The sequence below is a fragment of the Neptunomonas japonica JAMM 1380 genome, from assembly GCF_016592555.1.
In the GTDB taxonomy this organism is placed as follows: Bacteria; Pseudomonadota; Gammaproteobacteria; order Pseudomonadales; family Balneatricaceae; genus Neptunomonas; species Neptunomonas japonica_A.
Map to the genome: position 1 here is coordinate 1,471,962 of NZ_AP014546.1, position 24,532 is coordinate 1,496,493.

At 43.9% G+C, this 24,532-nt stretch carries 22 protein-coding genes and 1 pseudogene; 5 read left to right on the forward strand and 18 right to left on the reverse strand.

Annotated features, from left to right (window positions below; all coding sequences use genetic code 11):
• From NEJAP_RS19415 to NEJAP_RS06730, 10 genes are all read right to left on the reverse strand, one after another.
• Positions 1-282, reverse strand: coding sequence for an excalibur calcium-binding domain-containing protein (locus NEJAP_RS19415; protein ID WP_201349874.1), 282 nt, complete (start codon positions 280-282; stop codon positions 1-3).
• Between the two features lie 90 nt (positions 283-372).
• Positions 373-975 carry a DUF2238 domain-containing protein gene (locus tag NEJAP_RS06690; protein ID WP_201349875.1) on the reverse strand — a complete coding sequence of 201 codons (603 nt, stop codon included), beginning with the start codon at positions 973-975 and terminating at the stop codon, positions 373-375.
• A gap of 53 nt (positions 976-1,028) precedes the next feature.
• A complete protein-coding gene (locus tag NEJAP_RS06695; protein ID WP_201349876.1) occupies positions 1,029-1,433 on the reverse strand; it encodes a DUF1801 domain-containing protein in 405 nt (134 codons plus the stop codon).
• An 83-nt stretch (positions 1,434-1,516) separates the two neighbouring features.
• A complete protein-coding gene (locus tag NEJAP_RS06700) occupies positions 1,517-2,284 on the reverse strand; it encodes a nuclear transport factor 2 family protein (RefSeq protein WP_201349877.1) in 768 nt (255 codons plus the stop codon).
• Between the two features lie 118 nt (positions 2,285-2,402).
• A complete protein-coding gene (locus NEJAP_RS06705) occupies positions 2,403-2,933 on the reverse strand; it encodes an OsmC family protein (protein ID WP_201349878.1) in 531 nt (176 codons plus the stop codon).
• 210 nt (positions 2,934-3,143) lie between these two features.
• Complete coding sequence (gene guaD / locus NEJAP_RS06710; protein ID WP_201349879.1) at positions 3,144-4,469, reverse strand: guanine deaminase; 1,326 nt, start codon at positions 4,467-4,469, stop codon at positions 3,144-3,146.
• 14 nt (positions 4,470-4,483) lie between these two features.
• Positions 4,484-5,296 (reverse strand): xanthine dehydrogenase accessory protein XdhC, encoded by an 813-nt coding sequence (gene xdhC / locus NEJAP_RS06715; protein ID WP_201349880.1) that lies wholly within the window; start codon positions 5,294-5,296, stop codon positions 4,484-4,486.
• Positions 5,293-7,689, reverse strand: coding sequence for a xanthine dehydrogenase molybdopterin binding subunit (xdhB, locus tag NEJAP_RS06720; RefSeq protein ID WP_201349881.1), 2,397 nt, complete (start codon positions 7,687-7,689; stop codon positions 5,293-5,295). Before xdhB ends, xdhC begins: the two co-directional genes overlap by 4 nt.
• Positions 7,682-9,223 carry a xanthine dehydrogenase small subunit gene (xdhA, locus tag NEJAP_RS06725; protein ID WP_201349882.1) on the reverse strand — a complete coding sequence of 514 codons (1,542 nt, stop codon included), beginning with the start codon at positions 9,221-9,223 and terminating at the stop codon, positions 7,682-7,684. Before xdhA ends, xdhB begins: the two co-directional genes overlap by 8 nt.
• A gap of 152 nt (positions 9,224-9,375) precedes the next feature.
• On the reverse strand, positions 9,376-10,824 hold the full coding sequence (locus NEJAP_RS06730; protein ID WP_201349883.1) for a PLP-dependent aminotransferase family protein: 1,449 nt from the start codon (positions 10,822-10,824) through the stop codon (positions 9,376-9,378).
• A 193-nt stretch (positions 10,825-11,017) separates the two neighbouring features.
• Between NEJAP_RS06730 and NEJAP_RS06735 the strand changes: the two genes are divergently transcribed.
• The 5 genes from NEJAP_RS06735 (at position 11,018) to NEJAP_RS06755 (ending at position 17,759) form a co-directional block, all read left to right on the forward strand.
• On the forward strand, positions 11,018-11,188 hold the full coding sequence (locus NEJAP_RS06735) for a DUF1127 domain-containing protein (RefSeq protein ID WP_201349884.1): 171 nt from the start codon (positions 11,018-11,020) through the stop codon (positions 11,186-11,188).
• Between the two features lie 81 nt (positions 11,189-11,269).
• Positions 11,270-12,175 carry a PhzF family phenazine biosynthesis protein gene (locus NEJAP_RS06740; RefSeq protein ID WP_201349885.1) on the forward strand — a complete coding sequence of 302 codons (906 nt, stop codon included), beginning with the start codon at positions 11,270-11,272 and terminating at the stop codon, positions 12,173-12,175.
• A 152-nt stretch (positions 12,176-12,327) separates the two neighbouring features.
• Positions 12,328-12,924 carry a CBS domain-containing protein gene (locus NEJAP_RS06745; protein ID WP_201349886.1) on the forward strand — a complete coding sequence of 199 codons (597 nt, stop codon included), beginning with the start codon at positions 12,328-12,330 and terminating at the stop codon, positions 12,922-12,924.
• Between the two features lie 172 nt (positions 12,925-13,096).
• A complete protein-coding gene (locus NEJAP_RS06750) occupies positions 13,097-14,254 on the forward strand; it encodes a type III PLP-dependent enzyme (protein WP_201349887.1) in 1,158 nt (385 codons plus the stop codon).
• Positions 14,255-14,435: 181 nt separating this feature from the next.
• Entirely contained in the window at positions 14,436-17,759 is a 3,324-nt protein-coding gene (locus NEJAP_RS06755; RefSeq protein ID WP_201349888.1) for an EAL domain-containing protein, read from the forward strand.
• Positions 17,760-17,774: 15 nt separating this feature from the next.
• Here the strand turns inward: NEJAP_RS06755 and NEJAP_RS06760 are convergent, their stop codons facing one another.
• The 8 genes and pseudogenes from NEJAP_RS06760 to phnL form a co-directional block, all read right to left on the reverse strand.
• Positions 17,775-18,416: a TatD family nuclease-associated radical SAM protein gene (locus NEJAP_RS06760; protein ID WP_201349889.1), complete on the reverse strand. Its 642-nt coding sequence runs from the start codon at positions 18,414-18,416 to the stop codon at positions 17,775-17,777.
• Between the two features lie 79 nt (positions 18,417-18,495).
• A complete protein-coding gene (locus NEJAP_RS19420; RefSeq protein ID WP_329610952.1) occupies positions 18,496-19,338 on the reverse strand; it encodes an EAL domain-containing protein in 843 nt (280 codons plus the stop codon).
• Positions 19,327-19,770 (reverse strand): annotated as a pseudogene (locus tag NEJAP_RS19425) (diguanylate cyclase domain-containing protein); the annotation flags it as partial. The pseudogene NEJAP_RS19425 and the gene NEJAP_RS19420, both read right to left, overlap by 12 nt.
• 20 nt (positions 19,771-19,790) lie before the next feature.
• A complete protein-coding gene (locus tag NEJAP_RS06770) occupies positions 19,791-21,161 on the reverse strand; it encodes a PAS domain S-box protein (RefSeq protein WP_201349891.1) in 1,371 nt (456 codons plus the stop codon).
• Positions 21,162-21,322: 161 nt separating this feature from the next.
• Positions 21,323-22,105: a phosphonate metabolism protein PhnP gene (gene phnP, locus NEJAP_RS06775; protein WP_201349892.1), complete on the reverse strand. Its 783-nt coding sequence runs from the start codon at positions 22,103-22,105 to the stop codon at positions 21,323-21,325.
• On the reverse strand, positions 22,098-22,667 hold the full coding sequence (gene phnN / locus NEJAP_RS06780; RefSeq protein WP_201349893.1) for a ribose 1,5-bisphosphokinase: 570 nt from the start codon (positions 22,665-22,667) through the stop codon (positions 22,098-22,100). Before phnN ends, phnP begins: the two co-directional genes overlap by 8 nt.
• On the reverse strand, positions 22,668-23,804 hold the full coding sequence (phnM, locus tag NEJAP_RS06785) for an alpha-D-ribose 1-methylphosphonate 5-triphosphate diphosphatase (protein ID WP_201349894.1): 1,137 nt from the start codon (positions 23,802-23,804) through the stop codon (positions 22,668-22,670).
• Between the two features lie 15 nt (positions 23,805-23,819).
• Entirely contained in the window at positions 23,820-24,530 is a 711-nt protein-coding gene (phnL, locus tag NEJAP_RS06790; RefSeq protein ID WP_236591095.1) for a phosphonate C-P lyase system protein PhnL, read from the reverse strand.
• Positions 24,531-24,532: the final 2 nt, after the last annotated feature.

The following is a 24,532-nucleotide window of genomic DNA, read 5'->3' on the forward strand; positions in this document are numbered from 1 at the left end:
CTACTTATTGAATTGCCTTTCGTAAGGAATACCATCATGGTCTCCATCCATTTTGGTACTTGGGCAATGGCGAATAAAATAGACAGCTTCTTCGTAGGATCTCATTTGTGAGCAATGTTGGCGGCCATCGCATGTATATGATGGCCTAGGAGCTGCCTTAGTTGTGCTTTTAATTGGTGAAAATGACGAAATGCTAGGAAGCGAGTTTGTTCCCATAATATTGTTTGAGTAATACTGCCACCCACCAAAACCAATTAGCCCAATAAACAATAATTTCTTCATTTAGTTACCTTCCTTGATTAATTTTCTAGGGCGCCTACATAGCCCTTAATTATCTGATTGTTCGCTGGCGAGTTGTTACTTATGAGTTTTCTATGAAGCCAGTTGTTTTTTGTCCGGCCGATAAAAGTAAAAAAGTAGCAGTGAGGTAATCGCGCCCAGCGTATCGGATAACATGTCTTTTTGAGCATCCCAGATGTCGCCTTGTGAGCCTAAAAACTCGACGCCTGCATCACCACCTTCGAGCGCTGCATACCACCACTCGATGATTTCGTATGCCGCAGCAACACTCATAATAAAGAATAGGCTAAATGTCATTGCTAATTTAAAACCACAGTAGCCTTTACGTAATAACCACTCAGCCATAGCGAAGGCATAAAAGCCAATAGTAAAATGGCCTATGCGATCAAAATGATTACGCTCGGCTCCTAGCTGCTCTGTTACCCAGCCAAAAGGAACATTCGCGAATGTGTAGTGTCCGCCTACCGTATGCCAAAAAATCCAGATAAAAACTAATCCATAAGCCAGGTTGCTGAAGCGAAACTTATGGAATGTGAAAACCAAAATTAGAAAGATAGCGATGACAGGGATAATCTCTGCGATCCACACCTCGCGGGAAACAGGGCTGATACCCAGTACAATAGAAAAAACCAAGTAGGTTCCAGCAAGTATATGCGGGAAATATTTACTAATCATTTATAGAGATCTCTGTAGTGAATGTTTAGGCATGATAATTAACGTAACTGTAACTACACGCCAAGCAATGGCAAGTGTCTGATTGCTTTATATTTTAAGGAAAGTTCAAGGCAGTGCCGTAGCGCGCTTTGCGGGAAAGGATCATTTACGTGCAACACAATTGCACGGTTGCCTCGAAATTCTAGCGTATCTGAATATAACTCTTTAAATGTGTCTACAAGTTTAGTTTTACAATTAAAAAAGACGAAGTACTGCTCAGGGTATTTTGGCTTCCAATCCAAGCGTACTGTGCTGCCACCTTTCACAAAATAACTAGGCTCTTCCCATTTAAGTGTTTCTTCCACGTCACCTAAATGATTATCGTGAATGATTGCTAGCATTAAAGCGCGAACCTCCATTAAAATTATCCTGATATGCTCAGGGTAGCTATTAAACTTTTCTTGAACCGCTGGCTGCATCTAAGGGTTTCCTATTTATATTCTTTGCTGCGTACGAGCTGTTACAAGCCTTCATCTTTTATAAGTGTTAATAGTTTACCAGCTCAGAATTTACCATTTTCGTTCTTCCACTCGCTGCGTGGGGGAATCGACTCACTGGTGTCCCAGTGTTCCACAATCTTGCTGTTCGCAATGCGATATAGATCATAGAATGATGTATGGACACCATCCCGAAACCCTTCGCAGGCTGCTAAGACAAAATTGCCCTCTGCCAATAGTTTGTGCGGTTTGTCGTATTGAATGAAACCAACGTCTTCTTTAGATTGCCTTGTGAGAGCAGCATGTAATGGGGATAACTCATCCGCGAGGTGAGGGCTATGTTCTATATAGGGCTGAGCATTAACAAAATACGACATTTTGTGGGTTTTATTATTGATTAACACTTCACTTATAAACGCACGAACGAGTTCTCGGTTTGATTCTGTCTTTTCAATATCAGTTAAAAGAGTTCCACCATCAACCATAGAGTGGCCTGATTGATTAGGGCCTTTTCGAAGCTGGATGTTGTCCCAGTGTTCCACGGTTTGATCACCTTCGAATCTAAATACTTCAAACCCAACTCTAGAGGTATCGAATTCATATTCCGTATGAGCAAATACGTATTCGCCATCTGAAAAAATTCGAACAATATTGACCCTCGGAGAGCTCTTGGATAAACGTTTGAATAGTGCTGCGAGACCTTCACTCCCTTCATGGGTCTGGGGGTTATGCTGAATATATTTATCAGGATTCACAACAGCAACTGATGCTTCGTCACCCGTTTCGATGCCTTTCAACAGGGTATGAATTTGTTCCTTTCGTTTTAACGTCATGGGCTGCTCCGGTTACTGACTAGCCGTTTATTTTTAATGAGTTAGATCCAAATTTCTATCTATTTTAGGGGGCAGGTTATCCACTTCTTTAGGGTTAAAGCTGACCCTGTAAAGAGGCTTAAGAAGCATTAAATACTGTTTCAATGGGTGGTGGGTTACGTAAGGTTTGCTGCACTACACAGCATCGTTCTGCGGCTACTTGTAGTTTTTGGAGCATAATAGGATCGGTGCCTTCTTTGGCACGTAGTTGTACTGAGCAGTGTATGTTTTGAAAACCGACAGGTACGTTTTTATCTATGCCCATCGTGCCACGTACATCGACCTTTGCTTCTACGCTTACGTTAAGCTGCTCTAATTCTATGTTCAATAAATTAGCGACCATACGGATGGAAGAGTCTTGGCATGCAGCGAGTGCTGCACATAACATATCACCAGGTGTTGGAGCATCGTGTAAGCCACCCAGCGCATGATGTACACCAATCGGCACATTTACACCGCAGCCTTGCATGGGTTCAACAATGGAGTGGAAAGGGTCGTTAGCATCAGGGCCGCAAGTGCGTGCATGGTCTGTCACTATGGCTGTTTCAGGAGATGTTTTGTATTGAGCACGTAGAGGTTGTTGGGCTTCGTTAACGCTGATTTTTTTCATGATGGATCCCTACTATATCGCTTGTTAAACGGTATTTAGCAGAAAGGACATCTTACACTCTTTCTATCGGCGACTATCTAAAACAGTAGACTAGCTATTATAAAACGCTGTTTTCAACCATAGCGCTGCACTGTTTTGGGTGCAAGACCTTGTGATTAATAGCTATGGTTGAGGTGTTGATAGCTGAAAAGTTAATGGTTAAAAAGGTAATCAGCCTCGAGTGTGTAAGGCTTTACCCATAGCGTATGTGGCTTTAATAGCGCGGTCGTCACCGAGCGTCATTAGCACAAATAAGCGTTCTTCAAGTGATGTTGCTTGTTTCATACGATAAGTCATTAATGGCGTGGAGTGGTAATCCAGTATAACAAAGTCGGCTTCAGTGCCGGGTTGCAATGTGCCAATTTTCTCTTCTAATTTAAGTGCGCGTGCACCACCCAGTGTAGCCAGGTAGAGCGATTTAAATGGGTTGAGTTTCTCCCCCTGCAATTGCATGACTTTATAAGCTTCATTGAGGGTTTGTAACATCGAAAAGCTGGTACCTGCACCAACATCAGTGCCAAGGCCTACTTTAATATTGTGTTGTTCTGTTTTAGCCAAATCAAACAAGCCGCTGCCTAAAAATAGATTGGACGTAGGGCAAAAAGCAAGGGCAGAGTCGGTTTCTGCTAAGCGCTTACATTCGTCATCACACAGGTGTACACCGTGAGCGAACACGGAACGCTCGCCTAGTAAATCAAAATGGTCGTATACATCTAGGTAACCGTTTTGATCAGGGAACAGCGCTTTAACCCATTCTATTTCTTGTTTGTTTTCGCTTAAATGAGTGTGCATATAAAGCTCTGGGTATTCTTTCAGCAGTTTTCCCGCTAACGTGAGCTGCTCGTCGCTGCTGGTGGGCGCAAAGCGAGGTGTAACGGCGTAATGTAGTCTGCCTTTGCCATGCCAACGTTCGATCAGGTTTTTGCTGTCTTGATAGCTGCTTTCTGGGGTGTCGGTAAGCGTGTCTGGCGCATTGCGGTCCATCATCACTTTACCAGCAATCATTCGCACGTTACGGCTTTGTGCTGCTTCAAAAAAAGCATCTACAGATTGTGGGTGTACTGTGCCAAACACCAATGCAGTGGTGGTGCCGTTGCGTAATAGCTCGGTTAAAAAGATCTCAGCTACGTTATCGGCGTAGCTTTTATCAGCAAACTTGTGTTCTTCAGGAAACGTGTAGTTATTAAGCCAATCGAGTAGTTGTTCGCCGTAAGAGGCTATCATGCCGGTTTGCGGGTAGTGAATATGTGTATCGATAAAGCCCGGTGTTATCAGTGCATTATTATAAACAGTGACGGGTGTATCGGCGGCTAATGTGCTGAGTAATGCTTCAGCGTGACCAACGGCCTTTATTAATCCATTTTCTACAACGAGTAGGCCGTCTTCAAAGTATTGATAGCTGGCATCTATGCCTACCTTTGCCGGATCTTCAAGAGTATGAATAATGGCGGCGCGGTATGCGTGAGCGTGCGAAGGGAAAACAGTAGTTTGTGTCATCGGTTTTGTGCCAGTTATGCTGTGTGTTGAGTTAAGTGGTTGGCTTTAGTTTTGCTACTTGTAGCGGCTGCTTGATAATGGGTAATGAATTCAGCAGCAATGGATACGGCAATTTCACCAGGTAGTTTACCGCAGACCTCGGCCAAACCTACAGGGCAATGTAACTGTGCAATGCTGTTCTCATCAAACCCTCTATGGCGCAGGCGATGCTCAAATTTGCGCCGTTTGGTATTTGACCCAATCATACCGATGTAACGATAGTCGTCTCGTTTGAGGATAGCTTCTACTAATGCTTGATCTAGCTGGTGGTTGTGAGTCATTACTAAACAGTAGCTAAAAACGGGTAAGTCAGGTACTTCATCGGCTGGCTCGTCACATAAGCAAAGAGTAGTATTAGGCGGTAGTTCTGCAGGGAATTGTTCTGCGCGGTTATCGATCCATGTGACTTTGCAAGGAAGGTTACCCAGTAAAGGAATCAACGCTTTTGCCACATGGCCTGCACCAAATAGAGCAACATGTAAAATCGGTGGGTTGATGGGTTCAAATAGCAGTTGGATTGCACCGCCGCAGCATTGTCCAAGGCTGGCGCCTAATGCATAACTCTCAAGCTGTGCGCTGCTGCAATGTTCGCTTAATAGCTGGCGGGCTTGTTTTATCGCCTTATGTTCTAGGTGGCCGCCACCAATAGTGTCGTAACTATCATCAGCAGTAACAATCATCTTGGTGCCTGCGTCTCGGGGTGTTGATCCGCGATTTTCAATGACAGTAATCAATATCGCTGCTATGCCTTCGCTGTTTAGGCGGTGGAGCGTATTCAGCCAGCTCATGGTGATTGCTCTGCTGTCATCTGCTTACGTAATGCTTCTACACCCATGAGAACTTTTTCAGGTGTGGCGGGGGCATCTATCTGCGGATGAATTCGATAATCGGAAAGGCTAGATACTGCATCTTTAATTGCCGACCAGACTGAAATCCCCAGCATAAAGGGTGGCTCGCCTACTGCTTTAGAATGAAAAACAGTGTCTTCTGGGTTTTTACGGTTCTCGATCAGTTTGACTCGAAAGTCTAGGGGGGTATCCGCAATCGCTGGAATTTTATAGCTGGCTGGGCTATTGGTGGTAAGCTTTCCTTGTTCGTTCCATACAAGCTCTTCGGTCGTTAACCAGCCCATGCCTTGAATAAAACCGCCTTCAACTTGCCCAATATCGATAGCAGGGTTTAGCGATGCGCCAACATCATGAAGAATATCGGAACGTAGTACTTTGTACTCGCCTGTTAAGGTATCAATAACGACTTCTGAGCACGCGGCTCCGTACGCGAAGTAGTAGAATGGGTGCCCGCTGGCTGTGTCCCGATCGTAGAAGATTTTAGGTGTTTTATAAAACCCCGTGCTCGAAAGTGACACTTGTGCAAAGTAGGCGAGCTGCACCAAATCATTAAAACTGATGAACTGTTCGCCTGCTTGAATCAGGTTGTTGTTGAATTTGACCTCACTAACATCAACGTCAAAATGCTCTGCAGTAAAGTCGATTAGGCGTTGTTTAAGGGTATGAGCAGCCGCTTGAGCCGCTTTCCCGTTAAGATCTGCTCCAGAGGACGCCGCTGTTGGCGAGGTGTTTGGCACTTTGTCGGTATTGGCGGCAGTGATTTGGATACGTTCCAAATCTACCTGAAACTCTTCGGCGACTATTTGAGCAACCTTGGTATTGAGCCCTTGGCCCATCTCTGTACCGCCGTGATTCAGGTGAATACTGCCGTCTGTATAGATATGGATGAGAGCACCCGCTTGATTCAAAAAAGTAGCAGTGAAGGAGATGCCAAATTTAACAGGTGTAAGTGCTATGCCTTTTTTTAATATTTGGCTGGATTGATTAAACAAAATAATCGCTTTGCGACGTTCGCTATAACTGGCGCTTTGCTCTAGATCAGAGGTTATCTCGTCTAGAAAATTGTCTTCTACTGTTTGGTGATAGTGAGTGATATTACGCTCGGTTTTTCCGTAAAAATTACGCTTACGAACGTCTAGTGGGTCTTTACCTAAATGGCGAGCGATATGATCCATCACGTTTTCAATTGCTACCATGCCTTGTGGTCCGCCAAAACCTCTAAAGGCAGTGTTGGAGGCTAGGTTAGTTTTGCAACGGTGGCCGGTAATTAACGCATTTCCTAAATAATAGGCGTTATCAGCGTGGAACATGGCACGATCAATGATGGAGCCAGATAGATCGGGTGAGTAGCCACAGTTACCTGCCAGTTGTATATCGATACCCTGTATCCTGCCGGTATCATCAAAGCCGACATCATATGCGATATAAAAAGGGTGTCGTTTCCCGGTCGCTAGCATGTCGTCAATGCGAGGTAGGCGCATCTTTACGGGCTGCCTTGTGATGTTTGCAACCACCGCAGCCATACACGCAGGGCCTGCGGCTTGAGTCTCTTTTCCACCAAAGCCACCGCCCATGCGACGTATATCAATAATGACTTTATTCATGGGTAGGCCGAGCACACTGGCGACTAGTTTCTGTATTTCAGTGGGGTTTTGTGTGGAGCAATGTACCAGCATGCCACCATCTTCGGTTGGCATCACGGAAGAGACTTGGGTTTCGAGGTAAAAATGCTCTTGCCCACCAATATGCAGTTCACCCTGTAAGTGGTGAGCTGCATCATTAAGTGCTTTGCTCGCATCGCCGCGCGTGTGTTGGTGGCTATCTTGTATAAATTGTTTGTTGTCGAGTGCTTGTTTTACATCTAACACGGCGGTGAGCGGTGTGTATTCAATAATGGCGGCGTTGGCCGCCTCACGAGCGATATCAAGTGAGCTGGCAGCAACCGCAAGTATCGGCTGGCCTAAGTATTCGACTACGCCATCGGCCAGTAATGGGTCCCCGGGAAACACTGCCCCAATATCTAGGTTGCCGGGTATGTCCTTTGCGGTGATGACACAGGATACCCCAGGTATTTGATAACAGGGGGCTGTATCTATTTTGCTAATAGTTGCATGAGCTTGCTCGCTAAGGCGTGCATATAAATGCAGTTGGTTTGGATATTCTAAGTGATCATCGACATACAGGGCTTCACCGCTGACGTGCCTTGTTGCACTTTCATGTGGGATCTTTTTACCTACGCCGGTTTTTAGATCTTGCTTAAACTGTCTCTCCAGTTCTACTTGCGAAGTGTTGTTGACGGCTTCTGTATGATTAGACTTAATATGGTTAGACATAGTCAGTCACCCTCGTTGGCAAGCTATTAGGCTGCGACTCTATCCAGCACTTTAATAGTAAGTTGCGTGCCGCTTGCGAACGGTACTCTGCACTGGCGCGAAAATCAGAGAGAGGTGTGAAGTCTTGGTCTAAGGCATTCATTGCCGTTTCAATACTGGCTTTATTCCATGGCTGGTTGAGTAATGCTTGCTCGCAATAACTGGCCCGTTTAGGAATGGCCGCCATGCCACCGAAGGCGATGCTAGCCTCAGTAACCTGGCCATTTTTAAGTTGGATATGAAAGGCACCACAGACGGCAGAAATATCATCATCGAGGCGTTTGGAAAGCTTATACACCTGATAGATTGAGCCTGCTGGTTTACGAGGAATAATAATTTTCTCGATGTATTCGCCAGCGACTAAATGGGTTTTACGGTAATCGATAAAAAAAGCTTCTAATGGCATGCTGCGTACAGCACCCGCGTGGCGTAGTTGTAAGCTGGCTCCTGCGACAATGAGCGCAGGTGGAGCATCTCCTATGGGAGACGCGTTAGCTATATTTCCCCCGAGTGTTCCTTGGTTACGAATCTGCAATGAAGCGAATCGCTCCAAGAGCTGGCCCAAATCAGGATATTCGTCGCACAGTACTGGATGGCATTGGCTTAGTGGTGTTGTCGCGCCTATTTCAATCGTGTTTTCACTTAGGTTAATACGCTGTAGCTCTTCGATTTCCCCTAGGTAAATGAGGGTGTCGAAAGAGATTTGTTTCTGTGTAATATCAAGTACTAAGTCAGTACCACCCGCTAGCAAATGTGCTTTTGGGTGTTGTTGCAATAACCGGTCGAGCTGGGATAGTTGAGTGGGTGAGTAAGCGTTTTTGACTGCGCTCTTTTTATTTGTGCTTGGGGTGTTGTAACTAAGAGTATCGCACTGGCCGGGTTGAATGCTTTTTAATGTAGCGATGGTTTGTTGCTGCTGGAGGTCAAACTGGTCGAGTTGTTGATTCTTGCTGATCTCTTTTGCCGCATTGATTATGGGCTGGTAACCCGTACAGCGGCACAAGTTCCCTGCGAGTGACTCTAATGCTTTGGCTGGGTTAAACGGCTGCACTGTGCTTTTTTTGTCTATATGACTTTTAAGCGTGTTGTTTTCATGTAGGAGGTTACTATTGTGGTTTTTTTGATAAGCGAAGAGTGACATTACAATGCCAGGTGTGCAAAAACCGCATTGGGAGCCATGATGGTCCACCATTGCTTGCTGTACGGGATGTAGTTGATCACCATGCTTAAGGTCTTCGACGGCGATTAATTGTTTTCCGTTAAGAGTAGGGAGTAAGGTAAGGCAGCTATTGATGGAGGAGTATATGAGTTGGTCATTCTTTACTTCTACCAAAACCACTGTGCATGCGCCACAATCCCCCGACGCGCAACCTTCTTTGGTACCCGTGCGCTTTTTTGTGGAGCGTAGTGTATTGCGCAAGTAATTAAGTACCGTGGTGTTAGGGTCAATGTTGCAAACCGCTTGCAGCGTATTGTTGAGCAAAAAACGAATCACTGATCACTCCTGCTGTTTTATTAAGTGCGTAATCATGTGTTCCTAGTCCGGCGGTGCTACCTAGAAAACTATACCTAGAATAAGAATAATCTCTTTCTGACTTTTGGGTCAAGTTGTTGGCGCTTGAACACTATGTGGAACCTCTTATGTTTTTATATCGTTATCATATGCGGCTGTTGTTTTAGCTCTGAAACCATTTCATGAATGGTGGATGCGATCAGTTTTATGGCGTTTTCATTTTTCTCAGAGGATTTATCGGTAAAGTTTAGGCGCATGCAATTCCGATACTTACCGGAAGCGGAAAACAGCACGCCTGGAGCGATACTCACTCCCTTGGTCATGGTGCGTTCGTTTAAGGTTATTGTGTCTATATCATCAGGTAGTTCTACCCACAGTAAAAAGCCTCCTTGGGGGTAACTAATTTTTGTTCCCTGTGGAAAGTACTTTTCAACCCAGCCAATCATCACATCTCTGCTTTGGTGATATTGCGCGCGTACTTTCCTTATATGTCTCTCGTAACCTCCTTGGGCAATAAACTCGGCAATACCTAGTTGAGTTATTGTTGGCGTGCTGGCCGTGACGACGTATTTCATGTGCATGACTTGGTTGCCATAACGACCAGGGGCAACCCAACCGATTCTAAAACCCGGAGCAAGCGTTTTTGAAAATGAAGAACATAGCAAAACGCGCCCCTCGGTATCAAAAGACTTAATAGTTGGTGGACGAGGCGAGGTATAGGACAAATCGCCATAAATATCGTCTTCAATAATGGGAATATCATAACGAGCAGTTAACGCTAATAAGCGTTTTTTATGTTCAACTGGCATGGTGTAACCCAGTGGATTGTTGCACGTTGGTGTTATTTGAATTGCCTTGATGGGCCATTGCTCTAGCGCTAATTCTAGAGCTTCAATACTAACGCCTGTTTCTGGGTGAGTTGGGATTTCTAATACTTTTAAACCATGTGCTTTGATTGCTTGCATCGAGCCATAAAAGCTTGGCGAATCTACAGCAACGACATCCCCCGGTTTTGTAACGGCTCTAAGGCTTGAGGACAGGGCTTCTTGGCAGCCTGCGGTAATAATGATGTCATCTGGGTGCAATCGACAACCCGAATCAACCATTAAGCGTGCTACTTGCAGGCGCAAGCCGTCGGATCCCCTGAGTGCTTCATACGATAGCATGCTACCGTGGGCATTTTTATTGAGGTCAGACAGGATACGCGTGAGTGGTTTTAGTGTAGGTGCATTAAGATCAGGTATAGCGCGGCTTAGTTGTACTAAGTTTGGTGTAGTACTGGCACTTAGCAAGCTTAATACCTCTTCCCACTGCGATACTTCGATTGGTCTTTGTGTAGGGCGTGACAAGTCAGGAAGTTGCTGTGGGGCTTTTTGGCGGTTAATAACATAAAAGCCGGACTTAGGGCGAGACTCTGCCCAGCCTTGATCTTCGAGTAAGCGGTAGGCTTCTTGTGCTGTAGAAATACTGACTTCATGAGCCAAGCTTAATGCACGAATAGAGGGAAGCTTTTCACCGGCCTGATAAAAAGATTGCTCAATACGCTCTGCAATAGCATGCGCTACTTTCTCATAAAGCTTCATTTTTTTAGCCTTTTTTTATTAGTTAATAGCACTGCGCCTGCAATAAAGCATGCATGACAGATTTTGCTGAAAATAACCAATACAGTTATCTGTGCTCGTTATCTGTGCTGGTAAAAAATAATTAACTCTGAATCTGTAATGGTTTCAGTTTACGGCATAAGATATTTATCAGCAACAACAGGAGGGTGTAGCGATGATTATCATTGAAATATTTAGACGGCTTTTACAACGGTTACGTGAGCTACAGCAGCGCCAGCACTCACGTCGTGAACTGGCCACTTTAGATCGAGATGCCTTGAAAGATATTGGTGTAAACCGTGTCGATGCTTTATTAGAAGCGAATAAGCCTTTTTGGCGCAGTTAACTAATAGCTGCTGCATAGGGTTAAGCGCTTATGATATGCCTGGCACAGTGGTTAATGTTTGTAATGGAGAAGGAGTAAAAAATGAAAGGGTTAGAATACTACACGTTGGATGTTTTCACGGATCGTCCTTTTTGCGGTAATCCTTTAGCGGTTTTTACGGACGCTAGTGGTTTATCAGGTGAACAAATGCAGAGTATTGCACGTGAGTTAAACCTTTCCGAAACTGTTTTTATTACAGAAAAAACAGGCCTGAACCGCTGGGGCATTCGTATCTTTATGCCCCAAGGTGAAATCCCTTTTGCTGGACACCCGACTGTGGGTACCGCTATTTTATTGGAAAAGTTGGGTTGGCTAGAAGCTGTTAATGGTGAATATGAGTTAATCTTGGATGAGGAAGTAGGGCCTGTCCCTGTGAAGTACTCAACAAATAGTCATGGCCAAACGCTGGCTCGTTTTGCAACAGCAGTGTTGCCGCAGGTGAGTAATAGTCATCTATCAGTTGATAATGCAGCAAGTTTGCTTGGCTTGGGGGTAGAGCAGGTCAAGCTATTTCCTTATGTTGCCAGTTGCGGAGTGCCTTATCAGATAATAGAGCTTAAGGATGTTGCTGCTGTATCACAGGCTACATTAGATATGTCGCAGTGGGCTACATTACTCTCGAATGATGATACGCCTGATCTATGCATCTTTAGCTACAGTGGTGACAGTGCAGATATCCGTATGCGCATGTTTGCTCCCATCGCCGGTATAGCAGAAGATCCAGCAACTGGCAGTGCGGCCGCTGCGTTGGTGGGTAGTATCGCATTAATTAAAGAACTCCAGCATGATACTGGCTGGATGATTGAGCAAGGTGTTGAGATGGGACGTTCAAGCCTAATAGGGACTCACGTTAAAGTTGGCCCTCATGGCGTGAATCAGGTTGAAGTGTTTGGTAATGCTGTTTTGATGTCTCAAGGGGTATTTTTTAGCGGTAATGAGCGGGCCTAGCTTATTAGATCGATTGGGTATGGATTGGGTATGAATAGTGAGGGGGGATTTAAGGGTAGCAGAGAAGTCAAAAAGATGACCTTTCTTTAAAAGCTGGCTATGCTGTTACTAATAGACTTCAAATTCTAAAAATAACAGGAAGGAGGTCGGCGATGTTAGAAACCTTTCGTCATATTCGTTTACAGGAGATTGCTGATGTATCGCACCTCCTTTCTCCGGAGCAGATGCAAGCTCCTATCAGTTTAAATAGCGCTGCTGTTGATGTAATGACAGATTTTCAAAGTATAAAACCTGTTTCCATCTCCCAAGAAACACAGATAGATGAAGCGCTTGAGTGGATGAAAAATCAACATGTCAGGTTGCTTTTCGCGACCGCTGACGAGGGCACTTTTAGTGGGGTTGTTACTGCTCGCGATATCATGGGTAGTCGTGTAATGTCTTATATGCAGACTCATGGTTTATCCAGGGAGTTTATGTTGGTAAAGCATGTTATGGCAGCCAAAAGGCAGTTACAGGCATTGACCTATGAGCAGTTACAGCACTCAAAAATTGGTGATGTGATGCTTACTCTGAAAGACTCGGGTGAGCAGCATATTCTGGTGATTGATGTAGGCTTGGCTCAAGTGAAGCGAATTCGCGGTATTATCTCTGCAAGTGATGTCTCTAGAAAACTTAAAATTGGTTTTGAAATAATGTACGAAGCTAAGTCTTTTGCTGAAATTGAGAGAGTAGTAACGCGTGGCGGCTGAATTTTATTTCAACTATTGCTATCACCCGTATTTAATTTATACTCGCGCAAAATGCTAACCATTCGCTTGGTACTGAGCGTAGTAGGCACTAGAAGTTAAGCCCGTAATGGTTACCCATTATGGGCTGTTTTCGTATTAACCCTGAAAAATTGATGGTGAGGTGACGAAAGAAGTGAAACATCCAGAACATTTATCTCCAGAAAACTGGAATAAAATCAAAGCATTTGCTGACAATAAGGAAACCCCTTTTATTGTTGTAGATTTGAATACTGTACGTGAAAAGTATTTAGAGCTTGTGCAGGGATTTGACTATGCGCGTGTATATTATGCGGTGAAGGCTAACCCGGCTGAAGAAGTGATTAAGTTGTTGGGTGAGCTGGGTTCAAATTTCGATATAGCGTCTGTTTTTGAGTTAGACCGTGTTCTTAAATGTAATGTCTCACCTGATCGTTGTAGTTATGGTAATACCATCAAAAAACGTAAAGATATTGCCTATTTTTACGAGAAAGGGGTAAGTTTATTTGCCACTGATTCAGAGGCTGATCTTCGCAATATTGCTGAATATGCGCCTGGCTCACGTGTTTATATTCGCATTCTAACAGAAGGCGCTGAAGGCGCTGACTGGCCCCTCTCGCGTAAGTTTGGTTGTAGTCCTGAGATGGCTATTGAGCTGGCAGCTTTGGCAAAAGAGTTGGGTTTGGATCCTTACGGTGTTTCTTTTCATGTGGGTTCGCAGCAGCGTGAAATTGATACATGGGATGGCGCGATTGCTAAAGTTAAGGTTGTCTTTGAACGACTTTATAGTGAACACGGCATTGCGCTAAAAATGATCAATATGGGAGGAGGGTTCCCAGCGCAGTACATTCAGAAAACCAATGAATTCAGTACTTACGTTGAAGAAATTACACGTTTTCTGACAGAAGATTTTCCGGATCTTGTTCCCGAAGTTATTTTGGAGCCGGGTCGATCATTAGTGGGCGATTCTGGTGTGATTGTTTCTGAAATAGTTTTGATTTCACGAAAATCACAAACCGCACTTGAACGTTGGGTTTATGCTGATGTTGGTAAGTTTAACGGACTCATTGAAACTCTAGATGAGAGTATTAAATACCCTATTCACACAGAACGTGATGGTGAAGAAGAGGCGGTTGTTTTGGCTGGTCCAACATGCGATAGCATGGATATTATGTATGAAAACCACAAGTACGAATTACCGCTTTCTTTGGAGATAGGTGATCGAATGTACTGGATGGCGACCGGTGCTTATACCAGTAGTTATTGCTCAGTAGAGTTTAATGGTTTCCCTCCCTTAAAAACGTATTTCATTTAATATGTGACTAAAGCAGTAGCAACATTGGTGTAAATCTCTTTTGTTACTGCTTCATCTTTATAGAATTTTAACGATCCTCTTCCAAAACCATCGCCATACTGATGATGGGTGTTATAATTCAGCTAGCAGTAAGGCAAAGCCTTATTTTGTGGCTTCTAATAATAATTAAAAAGAGTGATTGATGGGTTCGTCTGAGCATTTGCATGCATCATTGAGTGGGGCTTTGGTTATATCTGGGCTCTTTGACACGAAGCATGAGCAATTCAGTATCGCAAATCGCGACATCGATATGTTTCTTGGAAGTGTGCTTTCTATTTGGGAAAAGCCATCTTTCATATCGTTAATGATGCATTCGGATGATATGCCGTTATGGAAAGAAGCACTGCTCGAGTGGCAAACACATCGCTCTTTTCCTAACGAACTCTCACTACGCTTACTTGATAATACTGGGCACTATCATGATGTATTAGTCTCTTTGGATGACGAGCCGCTCCTTTCAAATGACACCCACATACTGCCTGTTACATTTTCACTACCTGTTATCGAACAGGATTCGTGTCATGTTGAGCCTCTGCCGCAAAGCCACAATGATTATGAGATAGGTTTGATGTCTGATTATACGACTCAAGGTTCAGTTATTGAGGCGTTAAAGCAAGAACACCAAAGGGCAAATCATTATTTAGATATAGCAGGTGTCATCATGGTGACACTTGATCTTGATGGAAACATCACGTTGTTAAATCGCTTTGCTTGCGAGTTGTTAGGCATGGAGCAAGAAGATGCACTAGGGCTTAACTGGTTCGATAATTTTCTACCAATTGGTGGGCGGTGCATCGCTCAGTCAGCATATAACCGCTTAATGAGCTGTTCTAAAATCCCTAATCAGAAAGTTGAAAAACCGGTTATTACACAAACGGGGGATGAGCGACTCATTCTCTGGTACAACCGCGTATTAGAAGATGCGCAGGGAGCTCGCATAGGTATCCTTTCTTCAGGAACGGATATTACTGAGCAGCGGTTATCTGAACAAACGTTACTAATTGAAAAAAGTCGTTTACGCACGTTAATTGATTCTATACCGGATCTAATATTTTTTAAAAATAGCGATGCTGCTTATATAGGCTGCAATAAAGCATTTGAAGTATTTAGTAATGCTTGTGAAGAATCAATTGTTGGCCAAAAAGATGCTGATCTATTTGATGATACGACAGCAAATGGCTTTCAGTTTTTTGATAACGAAATGTTACATAAACAGTCACCCGTTCGTCATGATGAGTGGGTGACTTACCCTGATGGTCGTCGAGTTTTATTAGATACGCTGCGGATTCCGTTAAATCTTCCTGACATAGGTCATGGGGTGCTAGGTGTTAGTCGTGACATAACTGAACACACGATAATGAGCGGTCAGTTATCGCTTGTAAATGCAATGGTCGATCATAGCTTAGATTCGCTGATCTGTTCTTCTCCAAACGAAAACTTTCGAATAATCTATGCGAACTCTGCGGCTATAAAACATTTTGGCGTGAGTGCAAGTGAGCTTTATCAAACGCAGATATCTGATTGGGATCCCGCCTTTACCGCTACTCGATTAAAAAAGCGCTGGAAAAAAGTTCAGGAAAAGACGCTTTCCGTTAAAACAACACACCGCCTCAGAAACGGTGAAGAGGTGCCTGTCGAGGTGTCTTCAAGCCCGTTTGTTCACCAAGATAAAACTTATATGATCACGGTATTTAAAGATATACGTGATCGGCTAGATTATGAAAATGCATTGAAAACAGCAGAGCACCGTTCTCGTTTGCTGTTAGAGCACAGTAATGAAGGTATTTTTGGGTTAGATGTTAATGGGGTTACGACCTTTATAAACCCTGCGGGTGCAATGATGCTCGGCTATGATCCTGATGAACTTATCGGCAAAGATAACCATGGATTGATACATCACTCTCATGCTGATGGTGAGCCGTTATTAAAAGAAAATTGCTATATGTTGATGTCAATTCGTGACGGTGAAAGCTACCGAATTGAAACTGATGTTTTATGGAGGAAAGATAACCAATCTTTCCCTGTTGAATATTGGAGCTCACCGATCTATTTAAACGAGGAGATTGTGGGTGCTGTTGTCACTTTTCATGATATTTCCCACCGAAAAGCCGTTGAAGAGCAAATCAAGTACTTGGCATTTCATGATTCGCTAACGGGCTTGCCGAATCGTAGGCTCTTTCTTGACCGGTTTGAGCATGAGTTGCTTCAAGGGCAGAGGCATCAGCAAACCTGTGCTTTACTGATGATGGATTTGGATCACTTTAAAGAAATCAATGACACCCTAGGCCATCCGGCAGGTGATCAGTTATTGATAGAAGTTGCTAGTCGAATTAAAGGAGTATTGCGAGCGTGTGATACGTTTGCCCGTTTTGGTGGCGATGAGTTTACTATTTTACAAAGTAATGTTCATGACCCTTCTGATGTCGCTATTCTCGCTGAAAAAGTTATTAGCTGCTTTGATGCGGCATTCGATGTGGGAGGACATAAGCTTAAAACCAATACTAGTGTTGGTATAGTGGTGTGTGACTCTGATGATACAGTAGATGAGCTGATTTCACGTGCAGACGTTGCTCTATACCGCGCTAAAGAGCAGGGGCGTGGGCGTTTTGTTTTCTATCAGGCAGAAATGACTGAGCGGGTTCAAAAAGAAGCCGAGTTAGCTCATATGTTGAGCAGTGCGCGTTTTTTACAGCAGCTTTATATGGTTTATCAACCACAGTTTGACTGTGAAAGTGGTCTGTTAGTTGGGTTTGAAGCTTTGTTACGTTGGGAGCACCCTGAGCAAGGTTTGATATCGCCATTAACTTTTATCCCTGTTGCTGAAAAACGCGGCATGATTGATGATATTGGTATCTGGGTAGCGCAGCATGTGTGCCTTGAAGTAGGGCGCTGGCTTGAAGATGGACTTTCGTTCGGTACGGTGTCATTTAATATTTCACCGGTTCAGTTACGTAGCGAGAAAGGAGTTGAATGCCTTTTATCTTTGTTGAAGTCATCAGGTATACCTTTACATCACTTTGAAGTTGAAATTACTGAATCGGCTTGCATGGATGCGTCTGATAATACGATTGAATTGTTGGAAAGTTATGTTAATCAAGGTTTGAAGATAGCGATTGATGACTTTGGCACGGGTTACTCATCAATGGTGACTTTACGAAAGCTCAGTGCTTGTCGTTTGAAAATTGATCGAAGTTTTATTCGTGATATGTTGCACAATACTAATGATGAAATGATAGTAAAAGCGACTATCGCATTAGCACAGTCGCTTGGATTGGAAGTTGTTGCTGAAGGGGTTGAGTCTAAAGAGCAGTTAGCTGTGCTAAAAAACCAGGGCTGTGATTTTGCTCAAGGTTATTATTTAGGCTTTCCGATGAAAAGTGGTGACACTATTAACTTCTTACGCTTACTTGATCGTAAAACAGTTAAACGTTATCGCTCTTATAAATACAGCCCAAAATACGTATAGAAGTAGAAAAATAGTCTAGCCGACAACATCTAGGGCTCGCGCTTTAAATTTTGCTCCTCGCTCTTTCGCAAGTTTTTGGCAAGCAATGATATCCACACCTTCTAAACCGTCTATTGCCGTAGCCGTCACATCAGGAATCATATCAGCAGCGAGCTTGATAAAAGAGAGTGCGGCTGCATGACTGTTGGCTAGGCTTGGTGCGCAATGTTGAGTATATGTCTGCTCATCTTGAGCGTTCAGTGAGATAGACATAGCGTCAATGCAGCTGGCTAAAAGTGGCACTACATTTTTTTTATGAAAAAGGTTCGCTAGTCCGTCGGTATTTAAACGAGTTCTCCCGCCTTTAGTTTTAACCGCTGTTGCTATTGATACGAGAGCTTTAAGACGTAATGTAGGCTCCCCAAATCCACAAAAAACAATCTCTTGATAACGTGAAGGATCGCCTATCTGCTCAATAATATGTTCTTGTTCTGGGCGCTCAGATAGCGTTAGGTTGTAGTCGTGCAATTCTTTGCTACCGTTATGTTTCGGGCAAAAGTTACATGCCAGAGTACAGCGATCTGTTAAGTTAACGTAGAGACGATCTTCTATTACATAAACCAGCGTGTCGGGTTGTTCGTGGCGTACACGTTTGGCAGGGTTGGGTCTTGTTGGCATGTGAGCGGCTCTCATCTTGGCAAGCCGCTCACTTTAGACCTAACTTAAGGTAAGGTAATTGACGGGCATCAAAAAGTTATTAAACGTTTTGTTGTGAATAGTACCAGGTTACAATTTGATCTTCCGGTGCTGGTCTACAGATGAAGTAACCTTGGGCGTGTTCACAGTTTAGCTCTGTTATGGCATCCAGTGTTTCTTTATCCTCAACGCCTTCAGCAACAACGGTTAAGCCAAAGCTGTGAGCAAGGCCTATCGTAGAGCGGACAATCGCAGCGTCTTGCTTATTTAATAGCATGCCACCAACAAAGCTCCTATCAACTTTCAGTGTCTGAATAGGTAATCGTTTCAGATAGCTTAACGATGAGTAGCCCGTACCAAAGTCATCAATAGAAAGTGCGATTCCAAGTCTGCTAATTTCGCGGGTTACCGATTCTGCCCTTTCAGGGTCGCTAATGAAGGCACTTTCGGTGATTTCTATTTCCAGCCATTTAGCATCAACCTGGTAGTCCTGAAGTAACCTTTTTATCACTTCAGGAAGAGACTGGTTAATGAGGTTTCTTGCAGATAGGTTGATTGCAATGGGGAGGTAAATACCTAGCTCGTGCCATTTTTTTAATTGCATAATAGCGTGTTCTAGTACCCATAGACTCAAAGCATGTATGGTGTTGCTCATTTCGGCTAGGTTAATAAACTCTGCCGGTGGAATCATGCCTAGTGTTGGATGCTTCCAGCGAATGAGTGCCTCAAAACCTATGCATTTTTGGGAAGTTAGCTCTATTTTCGGTTGATAGTAGAGAGCCAATTGTTCATCACGAATCGCAACGCCTAATTCTGCCATGAGTTGCAGGCGTCTTGGGCTGTGTGAGTCTTGATGTTGGTTGTAGATAGAAACGCCTGAGGATTGTGATTTTGCATTGTACATAGCGATGTCAGCATAACGGAGCAGATCGTGGCTATTATTTGCATGTTCGGGGTATATGGCGATTCCAATGCTTGCCCCCAACTCTAATGTGACATCATCAATCTCAAAGGGCTGTTTTATGCTGTCATTAATCAGTTCTGCCAGTATATGAGCATGATCCGTTGATGTTAAATTCGGCAACAAGATTGCAAACTCATCCCCTCCTAAACGATAGGGTTGGGCGTGGTATTTAAGAGCAGTGTGGTTTAGTTTTATCGCCAGTTTTTGAAGTAGGCGGTCACCGATATGATGCCCAAGTGTATCGTTTACTTCTTTAAAACGGTCTAAATCTAGTAGCATCAGGGCCAAGCTTTGATTGTTTTCGCTTGCATTAAGTAGCGTCTGTTTTGTTGTTGTGTGTAGTTGTGCCCTGTTAGGTAAACCGGTCAAGGAGTCATGATGTGCTTGATGTTCTAGTTTTTTTGTGAGTTTTCTAAGTCTTTCTCCGCTTTTTTTCGTTGGGTTATATCGTAGGCAATGCCAAGATAGCCAGTTATTTCGTCGTCACTACTGTGCAATGTAGTGACAGATATTAGGACTGGAATTTCACGCCCGCTTTTGTGAATGTAGGTCCATTCTCGTTCTTCTGATTTTGCTTCTTTACATAATGCTATGAATACTTCAAAGCCGGATATGTTGGGTAAACCCAAGAGTTCTGCTAGTTCTTGTGAGCGGCTAATGACTTCTGATTTTTTATGAATACGAGTGGGGGTTTCTATGCCTATCATCTCTTCTGCTGTATACCCCAGCATCTCTTCTGCAGCTTTATTAAAGGTTTGAATTGTGCCCTGGGTATCAGTGGATATGATGCTGTATTTTGCGCCGTCAAAAATAGCTTTTTGTAGTGAGTTGAGTTCGAGAATACGCTTGACTGCTATCTTGTGGGCATCAATGTCATGGATGGTGCAAATTAAATGAGGATGGTTGTTGATTTCAAGTCGGTTGAGTTTAATTTCGGCATAGAAAGGCACCCCGTTCGAGCGAACATGTAACCATTCAATACTTTGTTCTTGCCCTTGAAGTGCTTGTTTTATGAAAATTTTAGATGCTTGTGATGAGTCAGAGCCATTTGGTTGGAATTTAGGCGATAGATGATCAATGGTTCTGCCAATTATATCTGCTTTTGAACTGCCAAAAATGCTGACGGCGGTTTGATTACAGTCCATTATTTGGTTGTTATAAATTATTAATACGCCGTCAGCACACTGATCATAGAGTAAGCGGTAGCGAGCTTCGCTATCTTTTAAAGCATAAAAAATCCTTAAGTTCGAAACGAGCCCAGAAATAGAAACTGCAAAAGTTTGTTCTTCAGTGCTCCAAATGCGAGGAGAGCCGGTATGCTCAAAGCATATGACTCCTTCGGTATGCCCTTCATGGCGGAAAGATGCATCCAGTATTGAGTGAATATTTAAAGGGATTAGGTATTCTTGAGCGAAGGCTTTTGTCCGAGGGTCTTTTTGGGCGTTATGAGCATCTAGAATTTGGTTTTCTTCGATGGCTTCAAAGTACGCAGGGTTTCTTTGAAATAGTAAATGCTGGCCTTTATAAGTACGCTTTTGTAATTTGTCGTAAAGAATTTGGCATTCAAGATGTTGACTATCAACCATATACCATACGCTGGTGCGATTAACGTTTAAAGCAATGGCACATCGCATGGTAATAAGTTTTAGTGCTGATTCAAGGTCTGTATTCCATAGAAGGCGGTTTTGCATTAGCTCTACAATGGTGTTGTGAGCTTTGGCGTTCTGTAGAAAATCAAGTTCACTTGATTCAGGTGTGTGCATTCGCAAACTCCGTTTGGCAAAGGCTTTTACAAATACAACCTTATCCTGATGATTAGAGAGTGATCAGGACAGCTTTGCAAAGTTATTTATCATTAATATTAAATATAAGTAAAGTTTAATAATGCCTTCAGTGCAATAGATAATATGTACTTTGGGTTCTTTTATCTGATGGATAAAACCATTCCGTCTGATGCAACACTCATATTTTTAGGTATTAGCGAAGAGTTTTCTAATAGCCAGCAATCTAGGCGATGGCTGATATGTGTAAGGATCACCTTCTTGGGACATGTTTTTTTATAAATATGCAGAATTTCGTTGAAATCATTATGATTTTTAGGAAGTTTTTTTTGCGGAGGCTCAGAGCAGTCAACTATCAGGTAGTCGATTGAGTCTAGTTGGTCTGATCCAGTACTAAGAAGAAATTCTTCAGTAGACTCAGGTAAACCAATGGTGTCAGTTAAATAAGCAAGCCTGAAGTTATCTTTTTGGAGTAAATAACCTAGCGTTATCTTTGAATGATTTAATGGTAATGCAGTAAGGCTAAAATCTGGCCAGTCAACAGTATTAAAGGGAATAAAAGGTTCTTGGAATTCAAGTACTCCAGGGTGCTTGTAAAGGTCATCCGCGCCTAATGGATCATCAGGTCGGAATACCGGAATTTTTCTGCTTCTTTCCGACCAGCGTAAATGAAACAAACCCTGTACATGGTCCATGTGAAAGTGTGTCAGTATAATTCTATGAATATCATCAAACGCATAGCGTTCTGCTAAATCGGTTCTGCCGGCATCAATCAGAGAGACTCCTAGTGATGTGCGGATAGCCAGGCTGCAAGGGCCGCGCCGATATACAGGGTTAGCAGTGGCACGCAAGCAAGCACGACACTGGCAACCCCACACGGGGACTTGGCCTGCATTGCCGGTGCCGATAAACTCAATCTCAATCATGGGCAGTTGCCGTGGTTAGTTGATCGACTAGCAGAGCAAGCTTGCTCACGGCCCTTTCTAAATTTCCATTATTCTCAATAACATGGCACTGTAGGGTCAAGCTTTGTGCATAAGATCGGGAGCGCAAAATACGTGCTTCTATCTCTGGTGATGATTCTCTGTTTCTCTGAGTTAAACGTTCTCTCAGTGATCGTTCATCAACGTCTATCAATACGGGGACGAGGCGTTCAGCGTAGTGTTCGATTGCATCCGGTAAGTGTTCCCGAGACCCATTGACGATGACTGAGTGGTTAGCCTGCAGCCAAGCATCTACTTCACAACCAATACCGTAGTGATGCCCGTTGGCTTGCCAGCTTAATGAAAACAGCCCTAGTTTTTTTCTTAGCGAAAATTCAGCGTCTGTCAGCTCAATATGATTTTCACCACCGGATTGCCAGTGACGGGTGATATAGCGGTGCGCAATCATCAAACCTGCGTTAGTGTGTAGTTGCTGACGCAGCCCTGAAATGATGGAGTCCTTACCGCTGCCGGAAGGGCCCATCAGATAGATTATTTTTGCCATTTAAAAAGCCCGATTACCATTTTTCCAGACATGCTCAATATGGACATGATCATCCTCCAATGCGCTCCATACCAAATCGGCTTTATAGCCGGATTGGATGCGCCCACGATCTTTAAGGCCGACTGCATCTGCTGGTTTTTGGCTCACCAGGGCGATCGCTTTTGCGAGGCTATATTGATTCGATGCAAGTTGTGCAATCTTAAACGCAGCATCCAGTAAGCTGGCCGGATAATAATCACTGGAAAGGATATCCAATACGCCTTCAGAAGCGAGTGTGTGTGCTGCAATATTGCCGGAATGAGAGCCTCCACGTACCACATTGGGTGCGCCCATCATTACTCCCATCCCTTTTTTATGCGCAGCTACGGCAGCTTCGGCTGTGGTTGGGAACTCGGCAATCACCATGTTAAAGCTATGCGATTCATCAACGTGCGCCTGAGTAGCATCATCATGGCTGGCCAACGGAATACTCAAACGGTTACAGGTGTGGCAGATCTCTTTGCGATATTGGTCGCTATACAGTTGGCTCGTATGAGTCTGACGCTCAACAAAGGCTTTCATTTCAGAGTCTGATAGTTTGTATTTTCCCTGATAGTATTCACGGTATTTTTCCAGACTGGCGAATTGGCGTTGACCCGGTGAATGATCCATCACGGACACTAGTTGTGCGGATGTCCTTTCCAGCAATGTATTAAACATTTCTAAGGTATCTTTGTGGCTGACTTCACAGCGCAGGTGTAACAGGTGATCTGCGCGGGTAAGCTTGCGCTCACGTGATTCATTCAGTGCATCAACCATGCGTGTCAGGTTGTTAAGACGTTCGCTACCTTGAATTACATCACCGATGGAAATGGCATCAAATACTGTGGTAATACCGGAACTGATCATTTGGGCATCATGTACCTTGAAGGCCGATACGGCAGGCCAGGCGACACCTGGACGGGGTGTGAAATGCTTCTCCATGTTGTCGGTATGTAGCTCTACCATTCCAGGAGTAATATAGCCGTCTTGGCAATCAATAGCACCGGGGAGTGTAACATTGCCATGATCGATGCTGTCGATCATGCCATTGTTAACAGTTAATGACCCTTTGATTACTTCGTTGGATAAAACTATTTGTGCGTTTGTTAAAATCACGTCGATCTTCCTCTCTTAAAATCCAACGGCAGTCGGTTCTACTGCTTTATTTACATCAAAAAAGTGATCTGCTACGGCATCTCTGACAGCAGCATCATGGAAAATGCCCGCGATGGCAGTACCACGAGATAATGCTTGTTGAATCAGTTTGATTACGACATCTGAGTTGCGTTGGTCCAACGAAGCGGTCGGTTCATCCAATAGTAGGATCGGGTAATCGACAATAAAACCACGGGCTATGTTGACGCGTTGTTGTTCGCCGCCGGAAAAGGTACTGGGGGCAAGCGACCACAAGCGCTCGGGTATGTTGAGTTGTGTCAGTAGGTCGGTAGCTTTTTCGCGTGCAGTTTCCTCGCTAACGCCGCGTTCACGTAACGGTTGCATTACGACATCAAGCGTTGAAACACGTGGGATAACACGCAAGAACTGACTGACATAGCCCAGTGTATCTTTACGAACCGCCATTAATTGACGACTGTTGGCTGTTGCTAGATTCACCATCTCACCGTGATGGCGGATGTTAATAGCGCCTTGGCTTGGCAGGTAGTTAGCATACAGTGTTCGTAGTAGGGTGCTTTTTCCGGTGCCACTTTCTCCATGTAGAACGGTGCACTCACTCGCCCCTACTTGTAAGTAGACATCGTTTAACACCTTAAGCTGAGTTCCACCCTGGTTATGCAGAGTGAAGGTTTTAGACAATCCCTGCACATCGATCATTGTTTTCATCT

Coding starts and splice junctions, on each gene's coding strand:
- NEJAP_RS06735 (WP_201349884.1), top strand. CDS start 11,018: ATGATTATCATTGAAATATTTAGACGGCTTTTACAACGGTTACGTGAG.
- phnN (WP_201349893.1), bottom strand. CDS start 22,667: ATGGCAAAAATAATCTATCTGATGGGCCCTTCCGGCAGCGGTAAGGAC.
- NEJAP_RS06770 (WP_201349891.1), bottom strand. CDS start 21,161: ATGCACACACCTGAATCAAGTGAACTTGATTTTCTACAGAACGCCAAA.
- NEJAP_RS06760 (WP_201349889.1), bottom strand. CDS start 18,416: ATGCCAACAAGACCCAACCCTGCCAAACGTGTACGCCACGAACAACCC.
- NEJAP_RS06690 (WP_201349875.1), bottom strand. CDS start 975: ATGATTAGTAAATATTTCCCGCATATACTTGCTGGAACCTACTTGGTT.
- NEJAP_RS06745 (WP_201349886.1), top strand. CDS start 12,328: ATGTTAGAAACCTTTCGTCATATTCGTTTACAGGAGATTGCTGATGTA.
- NEJAP_RS06700 (WP_201349877.1), bottom strand. CDS start 2,284: ATGACGTTAAAACGAAAGGAACAAATTCATACCCTGTTGAAAGGCATC.
- guaD (WP_201349879.1), bottom strand. CDS start 4,469: ATGACACAAACTACTGTTTTCCCTTCGCACGCTCACGCATACCGCGCC.
- xdhB (WP_201349881.1), bottom strand. CDS start 7,689: ATGTCTAACCATATTAAGTCTAATCATACAGAAGCCGTCAACAACACT.
- NEJAP_RS06705 (WP_201349878.1), bottom strand. CDS start 2,933: ATGAAAAAAATCAGCGTTAACGAAGCCCAACAACCTCTACGTGCTCAA.
- NEJAP_RS06730 (WP_201349883.1), bottom strand. CDS start 10,824: ATGAAGCTTTATGAGAAAGTAGCGCATGCTATTGCAGAGCGTATTGAG.
- xdhC (WP_201349880.1), bottom strand. CDS start 5,296: ATGAGCTGGCTGAATACGCTCCACCGCCTAAACAGCGAAGGCATAGCA.
- NEJAP_RS19420 (WP_329610952.1), bottom strand. CDS start 19,338: ATGTACAATGCAAAATCACAATCCTCAGGCGTTTCTATCTACAACCAA.
- NEJAP_RS06695 (WP_201349876.1), bottom strand. CDS start 1,433: ATGCAGCCAGCGGTTCAAGAAAAGTTTAATAGCTACCCTGAGCATATC.
- NEJAP_RS19415 (WP_201349874.1), bottom strand. CDS start 282: ATGAAGAAATTATTGTTTATTGGGCTAATTGGTTTTGGTGGGTGGCAG.
- phnP (WP_201349892.1), bottom strand. CDS start 22,105: ATGATTGAGATTGAGTTTATCGGCACCGGCAATGCAGGCCAAGTCCCC.
- NEJAP_RS06755 (WP_201349888.1), top strand. CDS start 14,436: ATGGGTTCGTCTGAGCATTTGCATGCATCATTGAGTGGGGCTTTGGTT.
- phnL (WP_236591095.1), bottom strand. CDS start 24,530: ATGAAAACAATGATCGATGTGCAGGGATTGTCTAAAACCTTCACTCTG.
- NEJAP_RS06740 (WP_201349885.1), top strand. CDS start 11,270: ATGAAAGGGTTAGAATACTACACGTTGGATGTTTTCACGGATCGTCCT.